At 73.7% G+C, this 14,768-nt stretch carries 12 protein-coding genes; 4 read left to right on the forward strand and 8 right to left on the reverse strand.

Going from position 1 to position 14,768, the window contains the following annotated elements; translation table 11 throughout:
• Positions 1-152 precede the first annotated feature (152 nt).
• Positions 153-2,516, reverse strand: a complete 2,364-nt coding sequence (locus tag AB0I29_RS05445; protein ID WP_357479007.1) for a protein kinase — start codon at positions 2,514-2,516, stop codon at positions 153-155.
• A 108-nt stretch (positions 2,517-2,624) separates the two neighbouring features.
• On the reverse strand, positions 2,625-3,848 hold the full coding sequence (locus AB0I29_RS05450; protein ID WP_357479010.1) for a hypothetical protein: 1,224 nt from the start codon (positions 3,846-3,848) through the stop codon (positions 2,625-2,627).
• 285 nt (positions 3,849-4,133) lie between these two features.
• On the opposite strand from AB0I29_RS05450, the gene AB0I29_RS05455 reads away from it, so the two are divergent.
• Positions 4,134-5,915: a hypothetical protein gene (locus tag AB0I29_RS05455; protein WP_357479014.1), complete on the forward strand. Its 1,782-nt coding sequence runs from the start codon at positions 4,134-4,136 to the stop codon at positions 5,913-5,915.
• A gap of 73 nt (positions 5,916-5,988) precedes the next feature.
• Here AB0I29_RS05455 and AB0I29_RS05460 read toward each other — a convergent pair whose 3' ends face one another.
• Complete coding sequence (locus AB0I29_RS05460) at positions 5,989-6,810, reverse strand: metal-dependent hydrolase (protein WP_285106897.1); 822 nt, start codon at positions 6,808-6,810, stop codon at positions 5,989-5,991.
• 149 nt (positions 6,811-6,959) lie between these two features.
• Complete coding sequence (locus AB0I29_RS05465; protein WP_285106899.1) at positions 6,960-7,439, reverse strand: GNAT family N-acetyltransferase; 480 nt, start codon at positions 7,437-7,439, stop codon at positions 6,960-6,962.
• A 126-nt stretch (positions 7,440-7,565) separates the two neighbouring features.
• On the opposite strand from AB0I29_RS05465, the gene AB0I29_RS05470 reads away from it, so the two are divergent.
• The 3 genes from AB0I29_RS05470 (at position 7,566) to AB0I29_RS05480 (ending at position 10,346) form a co-directional block, all read left to right on the forward strand.
• Positions 7,566-8,627 carry an LLM class flavin-dependent oxidoreductase gene (locus AB0I29_RS05470; RefSeq protein WP_357479019.1) on the forward strand — a complete coding sequence of 354 codons (1,062 nt, stop codon included), beginning with the start codon at positions 7,566-7,568 and terminating at the stop codon, positions 8,625-8,627.
• A 194-nt stretch (positions 8,628-8,821) separates the two neighbouring features.
• On the forward strand, positions 8,822-9,730 hold the full coding sequence (locus AB0I29_RS05475) for an SDR family oxidoreductase (protein ID WP_285106903.1): 909 nt from the start codon (positions 8,822-8,824) through the stop codon (positions 9,728-9,730).
• Positions 9,731-9,740: 10 nt separating this feature from the next.
• Positions 9,741-10,346: a TetR family transcriptional regulator gene (locus AB0I29_RS05480; protein ID WP_357479023.1), complete on the forward strand. Its 606-nt coding sequence runs from the start codon at positions 9,741-9,743 to the stop codon at positions 10,344-10,346.
• A 19-nt stretch (positions 10,347-10,365) separates the two neighbouring features.
• Here AB0I29_RS05480 and AB0I29_RS05485 read toward each other — a convergent pair whose 3' ends face one another.
• The 4 genes from AB0I29_RS05485 to AB0I29_RS05500 all read right to left on the reverse strand — a co-directional run bounded on the left by AB0I29_RS05485 (position 10,366) and on the right by AB0I29_RS05500 (position 14,533).
• Positions 10,366-11,979: an ATPase gene (locus AB0I29_RS05485; protein ID WP_357479026.1), complete on the reverse strand. Its 1,614-nt coding sequence runs from the start codon at positions 11,977-11,979 to the stop codon at positions 10,366-10,368.
• A gap of 83 nt (positions 11,980-12,062) precedes the next feature.
• A complete protein-coding gene (gene rox, locus AB0I29_RS05490; protein WP_357479029.1) occupies positions 12,063-13,514 on the reverse strand; it encodes a rifampin monooxygenase in 1,452 nt (483 codons plus the stop codon).
• A 263-nt stretch (positions 13,515-13,777) separates the two neighbouring features.
• Entirely contained in the window at positions 13,778-14,248 is a 471-nt protein-coding gene (locus AB0I29_RS05495; protein WP_020018328.1) for an HNH endonuclease, read from the reverse strand.
• Positions 14,249-14,398: 150 nt separating this feature from the next.
• A complete protein-coding gene (locus AB0I29_RS05500) occupies positions 14,399-14,533 on the reverse strand; it encodes a hypothetical protein (RefSeq protein WP_285106910.1) in 135 nt (44 codons plus the stop codon).
• Positions 14,534-14,768: the final 235 nt, after the last annotated feature.

The following is a 14,768-nucleotide window of genomic DNA, read 5'->3' on the forward strand; positions in this document are numbered from 1 at the left end:
CTTCGCTGAGCGCTCGGCAGTTGGCATCGAGATCGGCACAGGCCTGTGCCGATCTCGATGCCAACTGCCGAGCCTGCGGGGCAAACTGCCGACTTCCGAGCCCGGCGTCAGGAGGCTGCCGACCTCGCAGCACCTTGACGGACGCCGCGGGGTCAGCCCTCTTCCGAGTTCCAGGGAAGGGCGTCCTCGAACGACTGCCAGAGCGAGTCGGTCACGTCCTCGGTCGTGTCCTGGACGCCCTGTTCGAGGTCGTCCTGGATCTGCTCGCGCTGCTCCTGCAACGAGTCGCGGGCGTCCTGCGTGACCTGCTGCGCGTAGCCGACCACGCCCTGCACCGCGATCACGATGACCCACACGACGACGACCAGCCAGAACGGCCACGTGCGGCCGCCGCGGCGCGAGCGCACCGCGCGCACGAGGTTGACGAGGGCGGCCGCGATGATGCCGAGCAGCGGGATCGACAGCTCCGCCATGCGCGGCGCCCATTCCGGGTCGAGGCCCAGCGTCGCCACCGTGATGTCGCCGAGCGCGGCGAACAGGGGCAGCTCGGCCGCGCTGGGCATCGCGTCGAAGCCCGGGATCAGGCGCACGAGCTGGTAGAGCGCGATGAGGAGCAGGACGCGCGGGATCCAGCCGAGGATCACCGCGACGGCGCGCAGGCCGCCGTCGGAGCTCCGGTCCCGGTCGGCGCGGGCGTCCCGTTCGTCACGGGCGTCCCGCCGCGAGAGCCCCGCCGCGGGCCCGGCCGGCTGCACCGGTCCCGTCGGCTGGACCGGCCGGGCGGGCTGCACCGGCCCCGTCGGCTGCTGCACAGGCGGCTGGGGCTGCACCGGCCCGGTCGGCCGCTGCACGGGCTGCGTGCCGGTCGTCCCGGGCTGCTGTGCCGGCGACGGCGCCGTCCGCGCGCCCGTCGCCGCAGACCCCGGGCGGAACGAGGGGGCAACCTGCGTGGCCTGCTGGTGGGCGGCCGGCGCCACCCGCGGCGCGCTGCTGGTGTGCCGGCGGGGCGTGGTCGCGCCGGGTGCGCCGGGCAGCGGCAGGCCGTGGCGCTGCCGGTAGGCCGCCCAGCCCTCGAACGTGTCGGAGTAGCCCTCGGGCGTGAACGCCGGTGCCCACCGCATCGCGGCCCACAGGTAGTCCTTGATCGCGGCGGGCGCGCGCCCGCCGGCCCGCTGCGGCCCGACGGCGGCCAGGTACGTCGAGATGACCTCCTCGGCCGCGCCGTCGAACCCGTCGCCGTGCACCTGGTGCAGGCGGCCCATGAGCTGCTGGTCGTAGACCAGGTTGGTCATGGGTTCGCCCGGCTGCACGGGGTTGCTCGCGAGCACGCTGGTGGGCGCCACGGTGGCCGCCGCCGCGCTGCCCGTGAGCACCTCGGTGACCAGGCCGCGCTCGATCGTGGTGGCGCCCGCCGCGGCGAGCAGCGCGGGGTCGAGCCGGGCGCTGTCGGTGGCGAGCTGGGCCACGGTGCGCGACAGGTTGTGCAGCGGCGGGCGGTCCTCGGGCCGGTGCCGCGTCATGGCCAGGATCAGGGGCAGCAGCCGCTGGTCCACGGGCCCGACGTCGGCCGCCGTCAGATCGCGCCCCGCGAAGTTGAGGTCGTTGGGAAGCTGGCCCGTGGCGAGGAAGATCAGCAGGAGGCCCAGGCTGTACACGTCGGAGCGGGCGTGCGGCTTGCGCACGAACAGCTCGGGCGCCATGTACGAGATGGTGCCCGCCGCATGCGTCGACGTGGTGGTGCCGTGTCCCTTGGCGATGCCGAGGTCGATGAGCACGTACCGGTCGGGCGCGGCGATGATGTTGGCCGGCTTCACGTCCCGGTGCAGGAAGTGCTCCTCCTGCAGCACGGCGAGGGCGTCGAGCACGTCGTCCGCCACGCGCAGCACCTCGTGCACCGGCAGGGGGCCCTCCGCGGCCAGGCGCTGGGACAGCGTGGGACCCGGCACGAGCTCCATCGCGAACCACGGCGTGGGGGAGTCCAGGCCTGCCGCGACGAGCTGCGGGAACCCGCGTCCGGCGAGCCGCTCCAGCAGGGCCGCCTCGCCGACGAACCGGTCCAGCGAACCCGACTCGGTGTTGGTCAGCACCTTGAGCGCCACCTCGCCGCCCTGGCCCGTGGCCCGGTACACGTGGGCGAACCCGCCGTGGCCGAGCGAGTCACCGAGCTGGAACGGCCCGAGCACCTCGCCCGTCGCAGGGATCCGCGGCACGCCTCCGGGCACCCCGGAGCCGGTGTACCCGCCACCGGTGTACCCGGCTCCCTGCCCGACGGCGCCCCCAGGTCCGGCCACGCTCGTGGGCGCCACGTTCGCGGGCACACCGTTCGCCGTCCCGGACGGCCCGGTGGGCAGCACCACCCGCGTGGGCGCGGTGGGCGGCGGGACGGTCCGCGTGGGCGCGGGCAGCGGCGGCACCGCCCGCGTGGGCGGCGTCGGCACGACGGCGGTCTGGTCGCCACCCCCGACCGGCTGTCCGGCAGGGCGTGCGGCCGTCATGCGGGTGGTCTCGTCGGACAAGCAAGGACTCCTCAGCAGCGCACCGGAACTACCGGTTGGACGTGAGAAACGCTATCAGCGTCCTGCCCCTGACCGCGGTCGAAGTGCCCGACCCGTGACCTGGCCCGCTCAGCCGTTCCCGCCGGGCAGCGCGTCCTCGAGCTGGTCGTTGATGCTTTCCTCGACGCTCTCGGTCGCGTTCTGCCGGGCGTCCTCGACGCCCTTGTCGATCTCCTGCTGCACCGAGTCCTTCGCGTCCTGCTTGGCGTCCTCGATCTCCTGGTCCACCGTGTCCTGGACGTTCTGCTTCACGTTCTCCGTGGCGTCCTGGGCGTAGCCGACGATGCCGCCGACGGCGAACACGACGATCCAGGCGACGATCGCCAGCCCGTACGGCCAGATCGCCAGCGACGTGTTCAGCGACCGGATCGTGTTGAACAGGCCCGCGAGCGCGATGCCGAGCACCGGGATGGTCATGTTCGCGGCCTGGTCCGACCACTCGGGGTTGAGGTTGAGCATGCCGAGCACGCCGTCGCCGATCCCGCGGAACAAGGGGAACTGCGAGACGTCGGGCATGACGTCGAACCCGGGGATCAGCCGGATCAGCTGGTACACGCTCAGCGCGAGCAGGATCCGCGGGATCCACGCCAGGACGGCGCCCGCCGTCGAGCCGCCCCCGCGGGAGTCGTCGTCCCGGTCGCGACGCTGCGGCGTCGGGTGGCCGGACTGCGGGCCGAAACCCTGCTCGAACGGGTTGGGCGGGCCCACCTGCTGGCCCTGCTGCTGCCCCGGCTGGGGGTAGCCGGCCTGCTGCCCGTAACCCTGGCCGTAGCCCTGCTGTCCGTAACCCTGCTGCCCGGCCTGGCCCGGCTGACCGTACGCCGCGGTCTGGCCGTAACCCTGCTGACCCTGCTGGCCGTACCCCTGCTGACCCTGCTGACCCGGCTGCCCGTAGCCGGCCTGCTGGCCGTACCCCTGCTGGCCCTGCCCGTAGCCGGGCTCCCCGGGAAAGGCGCCGGGGGCCTGGACCTGCGTGGGCTGCTCGGTCTCGTAGGGCCGGTACGGCCGCGCGGGCGGCGGCGTCGCCGACCGGTAGTCCCGCTGCGTGCCCGCCGGAGGCAGGAGCTGGGTGGACTCGTCGACGGCGGAGGCGCCGCGCGGCGGGGGCATCACCTGGGTCGACTCGTCGACGGGCGAGCCGCCGCGGGGCGGCGGCATCAGCTGCGTGGACTCATCGACGGGGGAGGCGCCGCGGGGTGGCGGCATGAGCTGCGTGGACTCATCGACCGGGGAGCCGCCCTGGTTCCCCGGGACCCGCTGTCCGGCGCCACCACCCGGTGCGAATGCGCTCATCCGCTGGGTCGCGTCATACGATGACGGGGCTCCCGGCTGCCCCGGACGAGCCGGTGGTCGCTGGATCTGCGTCGGGTCGGCCGCCGGAGGAATTCGGCGGGTGGGCTCGTCGGACACGCAAGGGCTCCTCGGTTGTGGTCCCGGTTTCGACACCTGTTTGCGCGAGAACCTACCAGGTGGGGTGAATGCCCCGTTGGGGTGGCCAGCGGGCCGATCATGGCCGACGCTTGCTCTCGGGGGCGAACCCACGCTATGCCGCCTGCCCAGGAACTTCGGAGGAAACGCATGAGCTCTGACACCGTGCCACGCTGGCCTCGGATCGACGCGATCGTCCGCGAGGACGGTTCCGGCGAGGTGACGATCGACGGGATGTTCCACCCGATCGCCGCCGGCAGCCTGGAAGAGGCACGGGTGGAGGTCCTGCGCCGGGTCACGGAGAACGCCGTGCAGATCGGCAGGCCCGTGCGGGCCTCCGCGACCGGCCCGGAGGGGCTCTGGAACCTGATCGTGCACCCGGACGGGACCGTGGTGCCGGAGGAGGACGAGCTCGCGCCGCCGTCGTCGCCGACGCCGCAGGCGCCGCCGGCCTCCCCGCTTCCCGAGCCGCAGCCGGAGCCCCTGCCCGAGCCGCTGCCTCAGCCCGGAGCGGGTCCGGGGACGTTCCCGGCCCCCGCGTTCGAGGGCGTGCCGGTCGCGGACCTGGCCCCGGGCGGCGACACCGCCGCCCCCGAGGCGACCGAGCCGATCGACACCGACACGGTGCGCCGCGCCCCGCGCGCGCCCGAGGGGTCGAACGGCGCCGGCACGCCGTCCGCCCCGGAAGGCGGCCCTGCGTTCGCGCCGGAAGCCCCGGCGTTCGCGCCCGACCCCGCGGAGAACCTGCCCGCCCCCGGCGTCGCGCCCACCATTCCTCTCCCGTCCGACGGCGCGCCCGCGGTCGGCGACCAGGGCGTCGCCGACTGGGTCCGCGAGAACGCGGCGCAGGACCTCCCGGGCAGCGTCCCGGGCGGGATCCACGGCGGCCTCGCGGGCCCCGTGCCCACGAACGGGGTACCCATGGCCGACCACGCCGGTCCGGACGGCGGACTCTCCACGCCGCCGTCGGGCCCCACGCGAGCGGTCGAGGGTGACACGCCGCGCTCGCGCCGCGAGGCGCGGCAGTCGTTCCTCACGCACCAGCAGGACGAGGACCCGGCCACGCAGGGCTTCCGCGGGATGCTGACCCGCATGGGCATCCGCGTGGGCCCGAGCGAGTCGGAACGGCTCGAGCGCGCCGACGAGCGCGCCGTGAGCCAGCACTGGCCCGGCCCGCGCACCATCTCGATGGTGAACGGCAAGGGCGGCGCGGGCAAGACGCCGTCGACGGTGCTGCTCGCGGCGGTCTTCGCGCAGTTCGGCGGCGCGGGCGTGGTCACGTGGGACAACAACCAGACCCGCGGCACCCTGGGCTGGCGCACCGAGCAGGGCCCGCACGAGTCCACCCTGCTGGACCTGCTGCCGCAGACCGACCGGCTCCTGGGCCCGTCGGCGCAGGCCGCCGACCTCGCGCGGTACGTGCACCACCAGACGCGCGACCGGTTCGACGTGCTGCGCTCCAAGCCGATCGCCATGGCCAACGAACAGCGGATCGAGCCGCAGGACGTCGACGCGATCCACTCCGTGCTCTCGAAGTACTACCGGATGATCCTCATCGACTCCGGCAACGACGAGTCCGACCCGATGTGGCAGCGGATGATCGACCTGACCGACCAGCTCGTGGTCGCCACCACGACGCGCGACGACCACGCGGAGGCCGGGGCCCTGCTGCTCGAGGCGCTCGGCACCCGCGACGGCCGGTCGGCGTACCTGGCGCAGCAGGCGGTCGTGGTCGTCAGCCAGGCCGACCCCAAGGAGTCCTCGGGCGAGCTGGAGAAGGTCGCCGACGGGTACCGGTCGCTGGCCCGTGAGGTCGTCACCATCCCGTTCGACCCGGCCATGGTCGACGGGCACCTGCGGTACGGCGCCCTGCGCCCGGAGACCCGGCGTGCCTGGCTCGCCGCCGGCGCTGCCGTGGCCGGCGGCCTCTGAACGAGGGTCGAGCGACGTCCGGCCCCCGCCCGGCAGCGGGCGGGGGCCGGACGACGTCGTCGTGCCGGGCGGCTCAGCCCGGGAAGAGCCCGAGGAACTGGTACCAGACCGCCATCGTGTCGTAGCCCATCTCGTTCAGCAGCGCCCACACGATGCCGACGACGGCGTACAGCGACACGGGGATGAGAAAGATCCACTCCCGGACCGACCCGGCGTCGCCCAGGATCGGCAGCGACAGGTTGCCGCCCGACCGCCAGATCATGTCGAGCTCCAGGCCGCGCCCGTCGCGCATCCAGCGAGGGCTGCGGAACTTCAGCGGCCAGAGCAGCGGCACGCCGTTGGTGGTGATCATGTCGCCCAGGATGTGCACGGTGCAGCCCAGCGCCACGCTGAACGGCATCCAGAACCATTCCTCGGGCGCGAAGATCGCGATGAGCACCGCCAGCGTGATCGACGTGGTCCAGGGCAACAGCTTGGTGTCGCGCGTGATCTTGAGCGCCTTGAGGGCGAACGCGACCAGCAGCACGCACATGATGCCCGGGCCGATCAGGATCGAGCCGAACTGCTCGTTGCCCGTGTCGATGCTCAGGAAGCTGAGGCCCCAGGCGATCGCCGTGAACACCGCGACGCCGAGGATCGAGTGAGTGCCCTTGCGGTGCCCGCCCGAGACGGCCTCGATGCCCTTGACCACGACGTTCGAGACCGGCTTGAGCGAGTTCGCGATGGTGCCCGAATGATGGTCGGCGTCCGGCAGGAGCGCGGCTCCCGCGCAGACGAGGGCTCCCGCGACGACGCCCGTGTCGGTCACCCCCGGATACCAGCCGAACGCGATCGGCGTCGACGCCGTGACCGCTACCCAGGCCGCGGCTCCCGTCGCGGCGTGGTTGCCTCCCATCATGGTGGTGTGCGCTCCAGTTCCCGGGGTCTCCCCGAATCGGCAGTTTGGCCTTCTGACCAGGTCCGTTCCTGGCCGGGGCACACCCTAGCGCGGGCTACCGACACAGAGCTGGAGGAGCACGCCGCGCGTCCTGCGACGCGGTCGGGTCAGGCGCCCGTCACGTACGCGTAGTGGTGGAAGTTCTGGTCGCGCACGAAGCCCTCGGACTCGTACAGCCCCTGTGCGGCGAGGTTGTCCCACGCGGTCGCCAGCGAGACCCGGATGGCGCCGGCCTCCTTGGCCAGGCGGCAGGTCTCCTGCACCAGGGCGCGCGCAGCGCCCGTCCCGCGCGATCCCGGGGCGACGAAGAGGTCGTTCAGCACCCACGACCGGCTCAGGCTCACCGACGACCAGGTCGGATAGCTCTGCGTGAACCCGACGATCCGGGCGTCCTCCGTGGGGTCCGCGCCCTCGACGGCCACCTCCGCGACGAGCAGCACGCTGTCGCCCGCGTCGCGACGGGCGGTCAGGTAGGCCCGCGCCTCGGCGTCGGGCACCTCCTGGTCGTAGAACCTCAGGTACTGGCGGAACAGGTCGACCACGGAGTCGACGTCTTCGTCGGTCGCGGGGCGCACATCAACAGACACGCACGTGATCATGTCAGGCCGACCGGGGTGGGCGCCATGACCTCCCGCGATACCGAAACCGGTACAGAACTGGTAAAGGGCGGCGGCCGAGGAACACGCCGGACCCCGCGACGGTTGACCAAGGCGATGAACACCCAGCCACGCTTGTCCGTCCTTGACCTCGTGCCCGTCCGCTCGGGCCAGACCAGCGCCCAGGCCCTGTCGGCCTCGCTCGACCTGGCGGCGCTCGCCGACCGGCTCGGCTACGAGCGCTACTGGTTCGCGGAGCACCACAACATGGCAGCGGTCGCGGCGTCGTCGCCGCCCGTGATGATCGCCGCCGCCGCGGCGCGGACCTCCCGCATCCGGGTGGGGTCGGGCGGCGTGATGCTGCCGAACCACGCCCCCCTCGTGGTCGCGGAGCAGTTCGCGGCACTGGAGGCCGTGGCCCCCGGCCGCATCGACCTCGGCATCGGCCGCGCCCCGGGCAGCGACCCCGTGGTCACCTCCCTGCTGCGCGCCACGGGTCCGACGGCGGACGTGGACCGCTTTCCGCAGCACGTCACCGACATCCTGAGCCTGATGGGGCCTGACGGCGCCCGGCTACGCCTGGTCTCGGGCGACATCTACGACGTGCGGGCCACCCCGGCCGCCGGCAGCGTGCCGACCGTGTGGCTGCTCGGCTCCAGCGACTACTCCGCGCGCCTGGCCGCCGAGCTCGGGCTGCCGTACGTGTTCGCGAACCACTTCTCCGGGCAGGGCATGGACCAGATCCTCGCCCTGTACCGGGACGGCTACCGGCCCTCGCCGGAGCACCCCGAGCCGCGCACGTTCGTGACCGTCAACGCGGTGGCCGCGCCGACGGCGGACGAGGCCCACGACCGCGCCCTGCCGCAGCTGCGGCAGATGGCCCGGCTGCGCTCCGGCCAGAAGCTGGGCCCGCTGGAGACCGTCGAGGAGGCGCTGCGCGCCACGGCCGACGAGCCCGCCGACGGCATGATCGCCCAGTCCATCGAGGCGATGCGGGCGCGCTGGCTGATCGGCGACGCCGAGCACGTCGCGGCCGAGGTGCGCGGCCTGGCCGATCGGCACGGCGTCGAGGAGGTCATGCTCGTGCCGGTGGCCGGCTCGCGCGACGACGAGCCGCTGGACGCGACGTTCGGGCGCTCGCAGACGCTGGAGCTGGTGGCGGGCGCGCTGAGCGACTGAGCGCCGCGACCGCGTCGCGCGGCACGGCCGCGACCGGCACGGCGGGCACCGCCGCGAACACGGGGTACCGGATCTGACCAGATCCGGTACCCCGTCGTCGTGCGCGGGGGTTGTGCGTGGGAGGCGCCGGGTGCATGTGGGGGTGCCAACCAACTTGTTGGTTGGCCACATCGAATCCCGTCAGAGGAGCGCCCATGTACACCGTCCCCGATCAGACCGGCCGCACCGTCGTCGTCACCGGTGCCAACAGCGGCACCGGCCGCGAGGCCGCCAAGCGCCTCGCCGCCGCCGGCGCTCACGTGGTCCTCGCCGTCCGCAACCCGGACAAGGGGGCGGACGCCCTCGCGGAGGTCCTCGCGACCCGGCCCGACGCGCGGGCGGAGGTGCGGCTCCTGGACCTCGCCGACCTGGCGTCGGTCCGCGCCTTCGCCGATGGGCTCGGGCGCGACCTCGACCGGCTCGACACCCTGGTGAACAACGCGGGCGTGATGGTCCCGCCGCAGCGGTACGAGACCGCCGACGGCCACGAGCTGCAGTGGGGCACCAACTTTCTCGGCCCGTTCGCCCTGACCAACCGGCTCCTGCCGATGCTGCTGGCGGCGCCCGCGCCACGCGTCGCCACCATGAGCTCCGGCGTGGCCAACCGGGGGCGGATCGACTTCGACGACCTCGACTGGGAGCGGCGCCCGTACCGGGCCTGGGCCGCGTACGGGCAGTCCAAGCTCGCCGACCTGCACCTGGCCCGGCACCTCGCGCACCTGGCCGCACGCCGCGGCTGGGCCCTGGTGAGCACGGCGGCACACCCCGGGTTCACCCGGACGAACCTCCAGATCACGGGACCGACCATGGGCCGGGAACGGCGGAACGGTTGGACCCCGCGGTCACCGCTGCCTTCCATGGCGCCGCCGGAGGGCGCCGGCTCGATCCTGCTCGCCGCCGCCGACCCCGGTGCGCCGTCCGGCGCCTACTACGGGCCCCGGTTCATGCTGGTGGGCGAACCCGTCCCGGCGCGGCTCAACCGGCGCATGCGCGACGACGCCACGGCAGCCCGCCTCTGGTCCGTCGCCGAGGAGACCACCTCGACCGCGGTGCCCGCGGGCTAGGCTGAGCCACATGCCCATCCCCGCCGCTGCCGACGTCGGACGCGCCTCGACACCCGAGCGCATCCTGGAGGCCGCGACCGAGGAGTTCGCGCGGTACGGGCTCGCCGGCGCGCGCGTGGACCGGATCGCCGAGGGCGCCTCGGCCAACAAGCAGCGCATCTACGCGTACTTCGGCGGCAAGGAGGCGCTGTTCGACCAGGTGGTGAGCGCGCGGATCCTCGACCTGCTCGACGCCGTGCCCTTCACCGCGGACGACCTGCCCGGCTACGCCGTGCGCCTGTTCGACTTCACGGTGGGCCACCCCGAGCTGGTGCGGCTCCTGCTCTGGCACACGCTGGAGCGGCCGGGCGTGCTCGGCGCCCTGGAGCGGTCGGTGACGTCGAGCGCGGCCAAGGTCGAGGCGCTGCGTGACGTCCAGGCGCGGCACCCGGAGCGGATCGACGCCACGGTGCCGGCCGACCGGCTGCTCGGCCAGGTGCTCGCCGTCGTGCACGGCTCGGTGCTCACCGTGGGCGGGATCCTCGCCGCCCCGGAGGGCACGGAGGCGGCGGACGACGTGCGCGCCGACGTCCGCCGCGCCGTCACCCGGATCGTCGCCCCGGCCGCCTCCGTGTGACCTCCCGGCCGGCGCGGCGTCAGAAGCCCCGGGCGAGCGCCGCGCCCGCGGCGAGCCACGCCCGGCGGGTCTGCGGGCGCAGGGCGCGGTAGACGAGCTGGCCGTCGACCATGGCGGGGTCGAACGGGACGGTGACCACCTCGCGCGCCAGCGACCGGTACCCCTGGGCGACGCGGCGCAGGTCGGCCGGCGTCGCCTTCGGGTCGGACTGGCTCACCACGACGACGGCCTTGCGGGCCAGGTCCGCCATGTGCTCCCCGCGGTTCGCCAGCGCCTCCAGCAGCAGCGCGCCCGCCTCGGCGTGGTCGTCGCGGGTGCTGGTGGCGACCACGAGCTGGTCGGTGTGGTCGATCATCCGTAGCCACATCGGGTCGGACTCGTCGTTGCCCGAGTCGATGAAGATCATCCGGTAGTACTTGGCCAGCACCGCGTGGATCGCGTCGACGTCCTCCGACGAGATGCGCTGCTCGTGCGCGAGCGCCATCGGCTTGGACCGCAGCACGTCGAACCGGTCGCGCGACTGGTGGTGCACGAACCAGGCGAGGTCGGCGAGCTGCGCCGTCGGGCCCAGGAAGTGCTCGGTCTGCGGGATCAGGTCGAGCAGGGTCGCCTCGTGCGGGCCCTGCTCGGTGCGCCAGCCCAGCGTGCCGCGCGTCTGGTTGTTGTCCCACGCGACGACGCCGGAGCCGCCGTGCGAGGAGAAGACCGCCGACAGCAGCACCGTGGCCGGCGTCTTGCCGGCACCGCCCTTGCCGTTCACGATCGAGATGGTGCGGGGGCCGGGCCAGTGCTGGCTCACCACCTGCTCGTCGGCGCGCTCGGCCCGCTCGGTCTCGCCGGGGCGCACCCGCAGCCCGACCCGCGCCAGCACGCCGCGCACACCCTGCGTGGCCGGCTCGTCGAGGCGGTCCTGCACGAGGAAGGAGCGGCGGTTGTCGCGGCGTCCGCCGTCGTGCCCGGGCCTGAACGGCGACTCGGTCTCGGGTGCCTGGGCACCGAACGAGGCGCCCGGACGCTGCGGGGCCCGGTCCTGCTGCGGCACGTTCTGCTGGGGCATGCCCTGCGGCGCGGGGCCCTGCGGGTCACGCGGGTCACGCGGGTCCTGCGGGGGAGCCTCCGGCGGGAGGCCGGGCTGGCCGACGCCGTGCGGGCTCACCCCGTGCTGCCCGACGCCGTTGGGAGCGGCGGCGTGCTGGCCGGCGCCCGGCTGGTCGGCATGGCCCATGACGCTCGTCCGCTGCGGCACCGCGGCCCCGGCGCCCGGAACGGCCGGCGGGGGCCCGGCGTGCGCGGGCCCGGCGTGCGCCGGCTGGGCGGGGGCGACGGGCTGGGCGAGGCTCTGGGGCAGGGCGGCCTGGGCCGCCTGCGCGGCCCCCGCGCCGCCGTCCTGCACCACCCTGCCGTCGGGGTGGACGGTCAGGCCGGTGGGTCCCTCGGGGCCCAGGGCCTGGACCTCCACCGCCAGCCCGACGCTCGCCGAGAACTCCATGACCAGGCGCATGACCTCGCTGCGGGCCTCGCCCAGGCTGTTCCGGTAGACGGGCACCGTCTGGCCGTTGATCGTCACCTGCCCTGAGCCGTCGTCACGCACGATCACATCGGCGCGCGGCCACCCCGCGGTTTCGACGCTCACTCGGGTGCTCCCCTTCTCCGGTCGCCGGACTTCGTCGTGGCGAGGTTCATGAACGCGCACAGAGTACCGGTGGCTTTCACCCGTCATGTTTCGGCGCCGAACCACCGGCGAACCTGGTCGAGCAGGTCCTGCTGGTCCGCGCCCACCCAGGCCACGTGGCCGTCCGGCCGCAGCAGGACGGCGGGCACGTCCAGCGCGGCGTCGGCGTCGACCACGTGGTCGACCCGGTCGGCCCATCCGTCCACCGTGAGCCGGCCGGTGCGGTCCAGCAGCAGGCCGCGGCCGGTGCGCAGGAGCTCGTAGAGCCGGCCCTGCCGCAGGCCGACGTCGGGCAGCCGCCGCCCGACCAGCTCGTGCTCCGCGCCGAGGTCGTAGCGGATGCCGGTCGCGGTGAGCTTCTCCACCAGGTGCCGGCGCACGTCCTCGAGGTCCATGAGCTCGGACAGCAGGCGGCGCACGGCCTGCGGGCCCGGCTCGGGGGAGAGCAGCACGTTCTGCGCGCGCGTGTTGTCCAGCACGTCGGCGGCCACGGGGCGGCGCTCGGCCGCGTAGGTGTCCAGCAGCCCGTCCGGGGCCTGGCCGGTGACCTCGGCGGCCAGCTTCCAGCCCAGGTTGAACGCGTCCTGGACCCCGAGGTTGAGGCCCTGCCCGCCGTACGGCGGGTGGATGTGCGCGGCGTCCCCGGCCAGCAGTACGCGGCCGGCGCGGTAGCGGTCGGCCAGCCGGGTGGCGTCGCCGAAGCGGGAGAGCCAGCGCGGCGAGTGCGCGCCGAAGTCGGTCCCCGCGAGCTTGCGCACCTGCCGGCGCAGCTCGTCCAGGGTGGGCGGGACGGCGCGGTCCTCGGCCACGCCGTCGGCGGGGGCGCCGAGCCGGTACAGGCCGTCGCCGAGCGGCATGGCGCCGAAGTTGTTGTGGGTCTTGCGTACCTCGGCCACCACCGCGTCGATCGTCTCGGCGGGCGCGGTCAGCTCCACCTCGCCCAGCAGGGTCTCCTGCGTGCTGGGCTCGCCGGGAAAGCCGATGCCGAGCAGCTTGCGCACGGTGCTGCGGCCGCCGTCGCACCCCGCGAGGTAGCGCGAGCGCAGCAGTGTGCCGTCGGCCAGTTCCGCGGTCACGCCGCCGTCGTCCTGGCGCAGCCCCGCCACCTCGTGGCCGTAGCGGATCTCGACGCCGAGCTCGGCGGCGCGCTCGCGCAGCAGACCCTCCGTCACGGGCTGCGGGATGCCGAGGACGTACGGGTACGTGGTGTCCAGCCCCGCGGGCGCCGGCTTGCTGATGCCCGCGAAGCCGCCGACGGGGTACTGCCTGCCCAGCGGCAGAAACCGGTCCAGCAGGCCGCGCTGGTCCAGGATCTCCAGGGTGCGTGCGTGCAGGCCGAGGCCGCGAACGACCTTGGTCGGCTCGGCGTCCTTCTCCAGCACGAGCACCCGCACGCCGCGCAGCCGCAGCTCGCAGGCCAGCATCACGCCGGTGGGCCCGCCCCCGGCCACGATCACGTCGGTCGTGTTCACGTCGGTCGCGTTCACCTCGGTCAAGAGAACCCCGTTTCGTCAGGCGCCGAAACCTGCGACGGCCAACGATTCTGCGCCCCCACGGGCCCCTTGCCGCAAGCCCCCCACTGCGTTATACGTTGAAACTGGCAGGAAGTGCGGCCCCCGCTCCCATCCTCACCGCGGAGACCCCAGGCTCTGGCCCCGGGCGGCCGCCGGCAAGTGAACGGTAAAAGGTCAGGTGATCGGCAACTCGAGTTGCCGATCACCTGACCTTTTACCGATCACCCTGCTCGAACCTGCTCGGCTCAGGCAGCGCGGGCCGCTCTGTGCCGGATGGCGCGGGCGTAGTCCGCGCGTGGGACGTGCGGCGTCACGTGGAGCACCATGCCGGCCTCGGCCGGGGTGCGGTCCGCCTTGTGCGAGTTGCACTCGTAGCAGGCGGCCACGAGGTTCATCCACGTCGAGGGCCCGCCGCGGGACCGCGGCAGGATGTGGTCCACGGTCTCGGCGGGGCCGCCGCAGTAGGCGCACAGGCCGTCGCGCCGCTTGACGCCCAGCTTGGTGCACGCGGGCGCCCCGCCCGACTTGTAGAGCCACCGCATCGTCACGTACCGGACCAGCCGCAGCACGCGCGGTAAGGGGAACGGCCCGAAGGAGCGGCCGTCGACCGCCTCCTCCACGACCGCGACCTCGCGCACGAGCATGTGGATGGCGTGCCGGACCGATACCCGGTGCAGCGGCTCGTAGCCGGCATTGAGGACTAGGACGTCGGCCACGGGCCTGCTCCTTCCGGTGAGCTTGTCGTCTCGGTTCTTGTCTTTCGAGTGGTACTGGCTGTGCTGCTGTTCAGCCCCGGGACGACAAGAGCCGCCCGGGAACAAGATGTCCCGAGGCGGCTCACGTTCACTGGTCCGGCCATTACCGGATCAGGAGCGTATGGCGCCCCGGATGGCCTCGCGGCCGTCCCAGAGGTGCTGCGCGGTGGTCGGGTAGGACGACTCGGTGGCAGCACTGGCCTTGCCCAGGCCTGCGGCCTGGTGCGCGATGCGGGTGCGAACCATCGTGTGTCTCGTCCTTTCCGGTGGTCTCGGATACGGCTGTCGGTCGTGCCGGCGTCGTGGAACAGGCGGTCACAGACACACAACCTGCCGCCACGGCACCAGTCCGTGTGTGAAGAAAGGTACAACGAGGACTTGGTAGCGTCTATGGCTTTTCCGGAACTGCAACCCAAGGATGCATCAAGTGCTCGGCGTGGCGCGGTCCCGCGGCGTGTCGCGCCGCGGGCAGGCTCAGGGG

Source organism: Promicromonospora sp. NPDC050262, assembly GCF_040655935.1.
Taxonomy (GTDB): domain Bacteria; phylum Actinomycetota; class Actinomycetes; order Actinomycetales; family Cellulomonadaceae; genus Promicromonospora.

Excerpts from the sequence above, each read along its gene's own strand:
- AB0I29_RS05450 (WP_357479010.1), bottom strand. The coding sequence starts at position 3,848 with ATGAGCGCATTCGCACCGGGTGGTGGCGCCGGACAGCGGGTCCCGGGG.
- AB0I29_RS05455 (WP_357479014.1), top strand. The coding sequence starts at position 4,134 with ATGAGCTCTGACACCGTGCCACGCTGGCCTCGGATCGACGCGATCGTC.
- AB0I29_RS05460 (WP_285106897.1), bottom strand. The coding sequence starts at position 6,810 with ATGGGAGGCAACCACGCCGCGACGGGAGCCGCGGCCTGGGTAGCGGTC.
- AB0I29_RS05470 (WP_357479019.1), top strand. The coding sequence starts at position 7,566 with ATGAACACCCAGCCACGCTTGTCCGTCCTTGACCTCGTGCCCGTCCGC.
- AB0I29_RS05475 (WP_285106903.1), top strand. The coding sequence starts at position 8,822 with ATGTACACCGTCCCCGATCAGACCGGCCGCACCGTCGTCGTCACCGGT.
- AB0I29_RS05480 (WP_357479023.1), top strand. The coding sequence starts at position 9,741 with ATGCCCATCCCCGCCGCTGCCGACGTCGGACGCGCCTCGACACCCGAG.
- AB0I29_RS05500 (WP_285106910.1), bottom strand. The coding sequence starts at position 14,533 with ATGGTTCGCACCCGCATCGCGCACCAGGCCGCAGGCCTGGGCAAGGCC.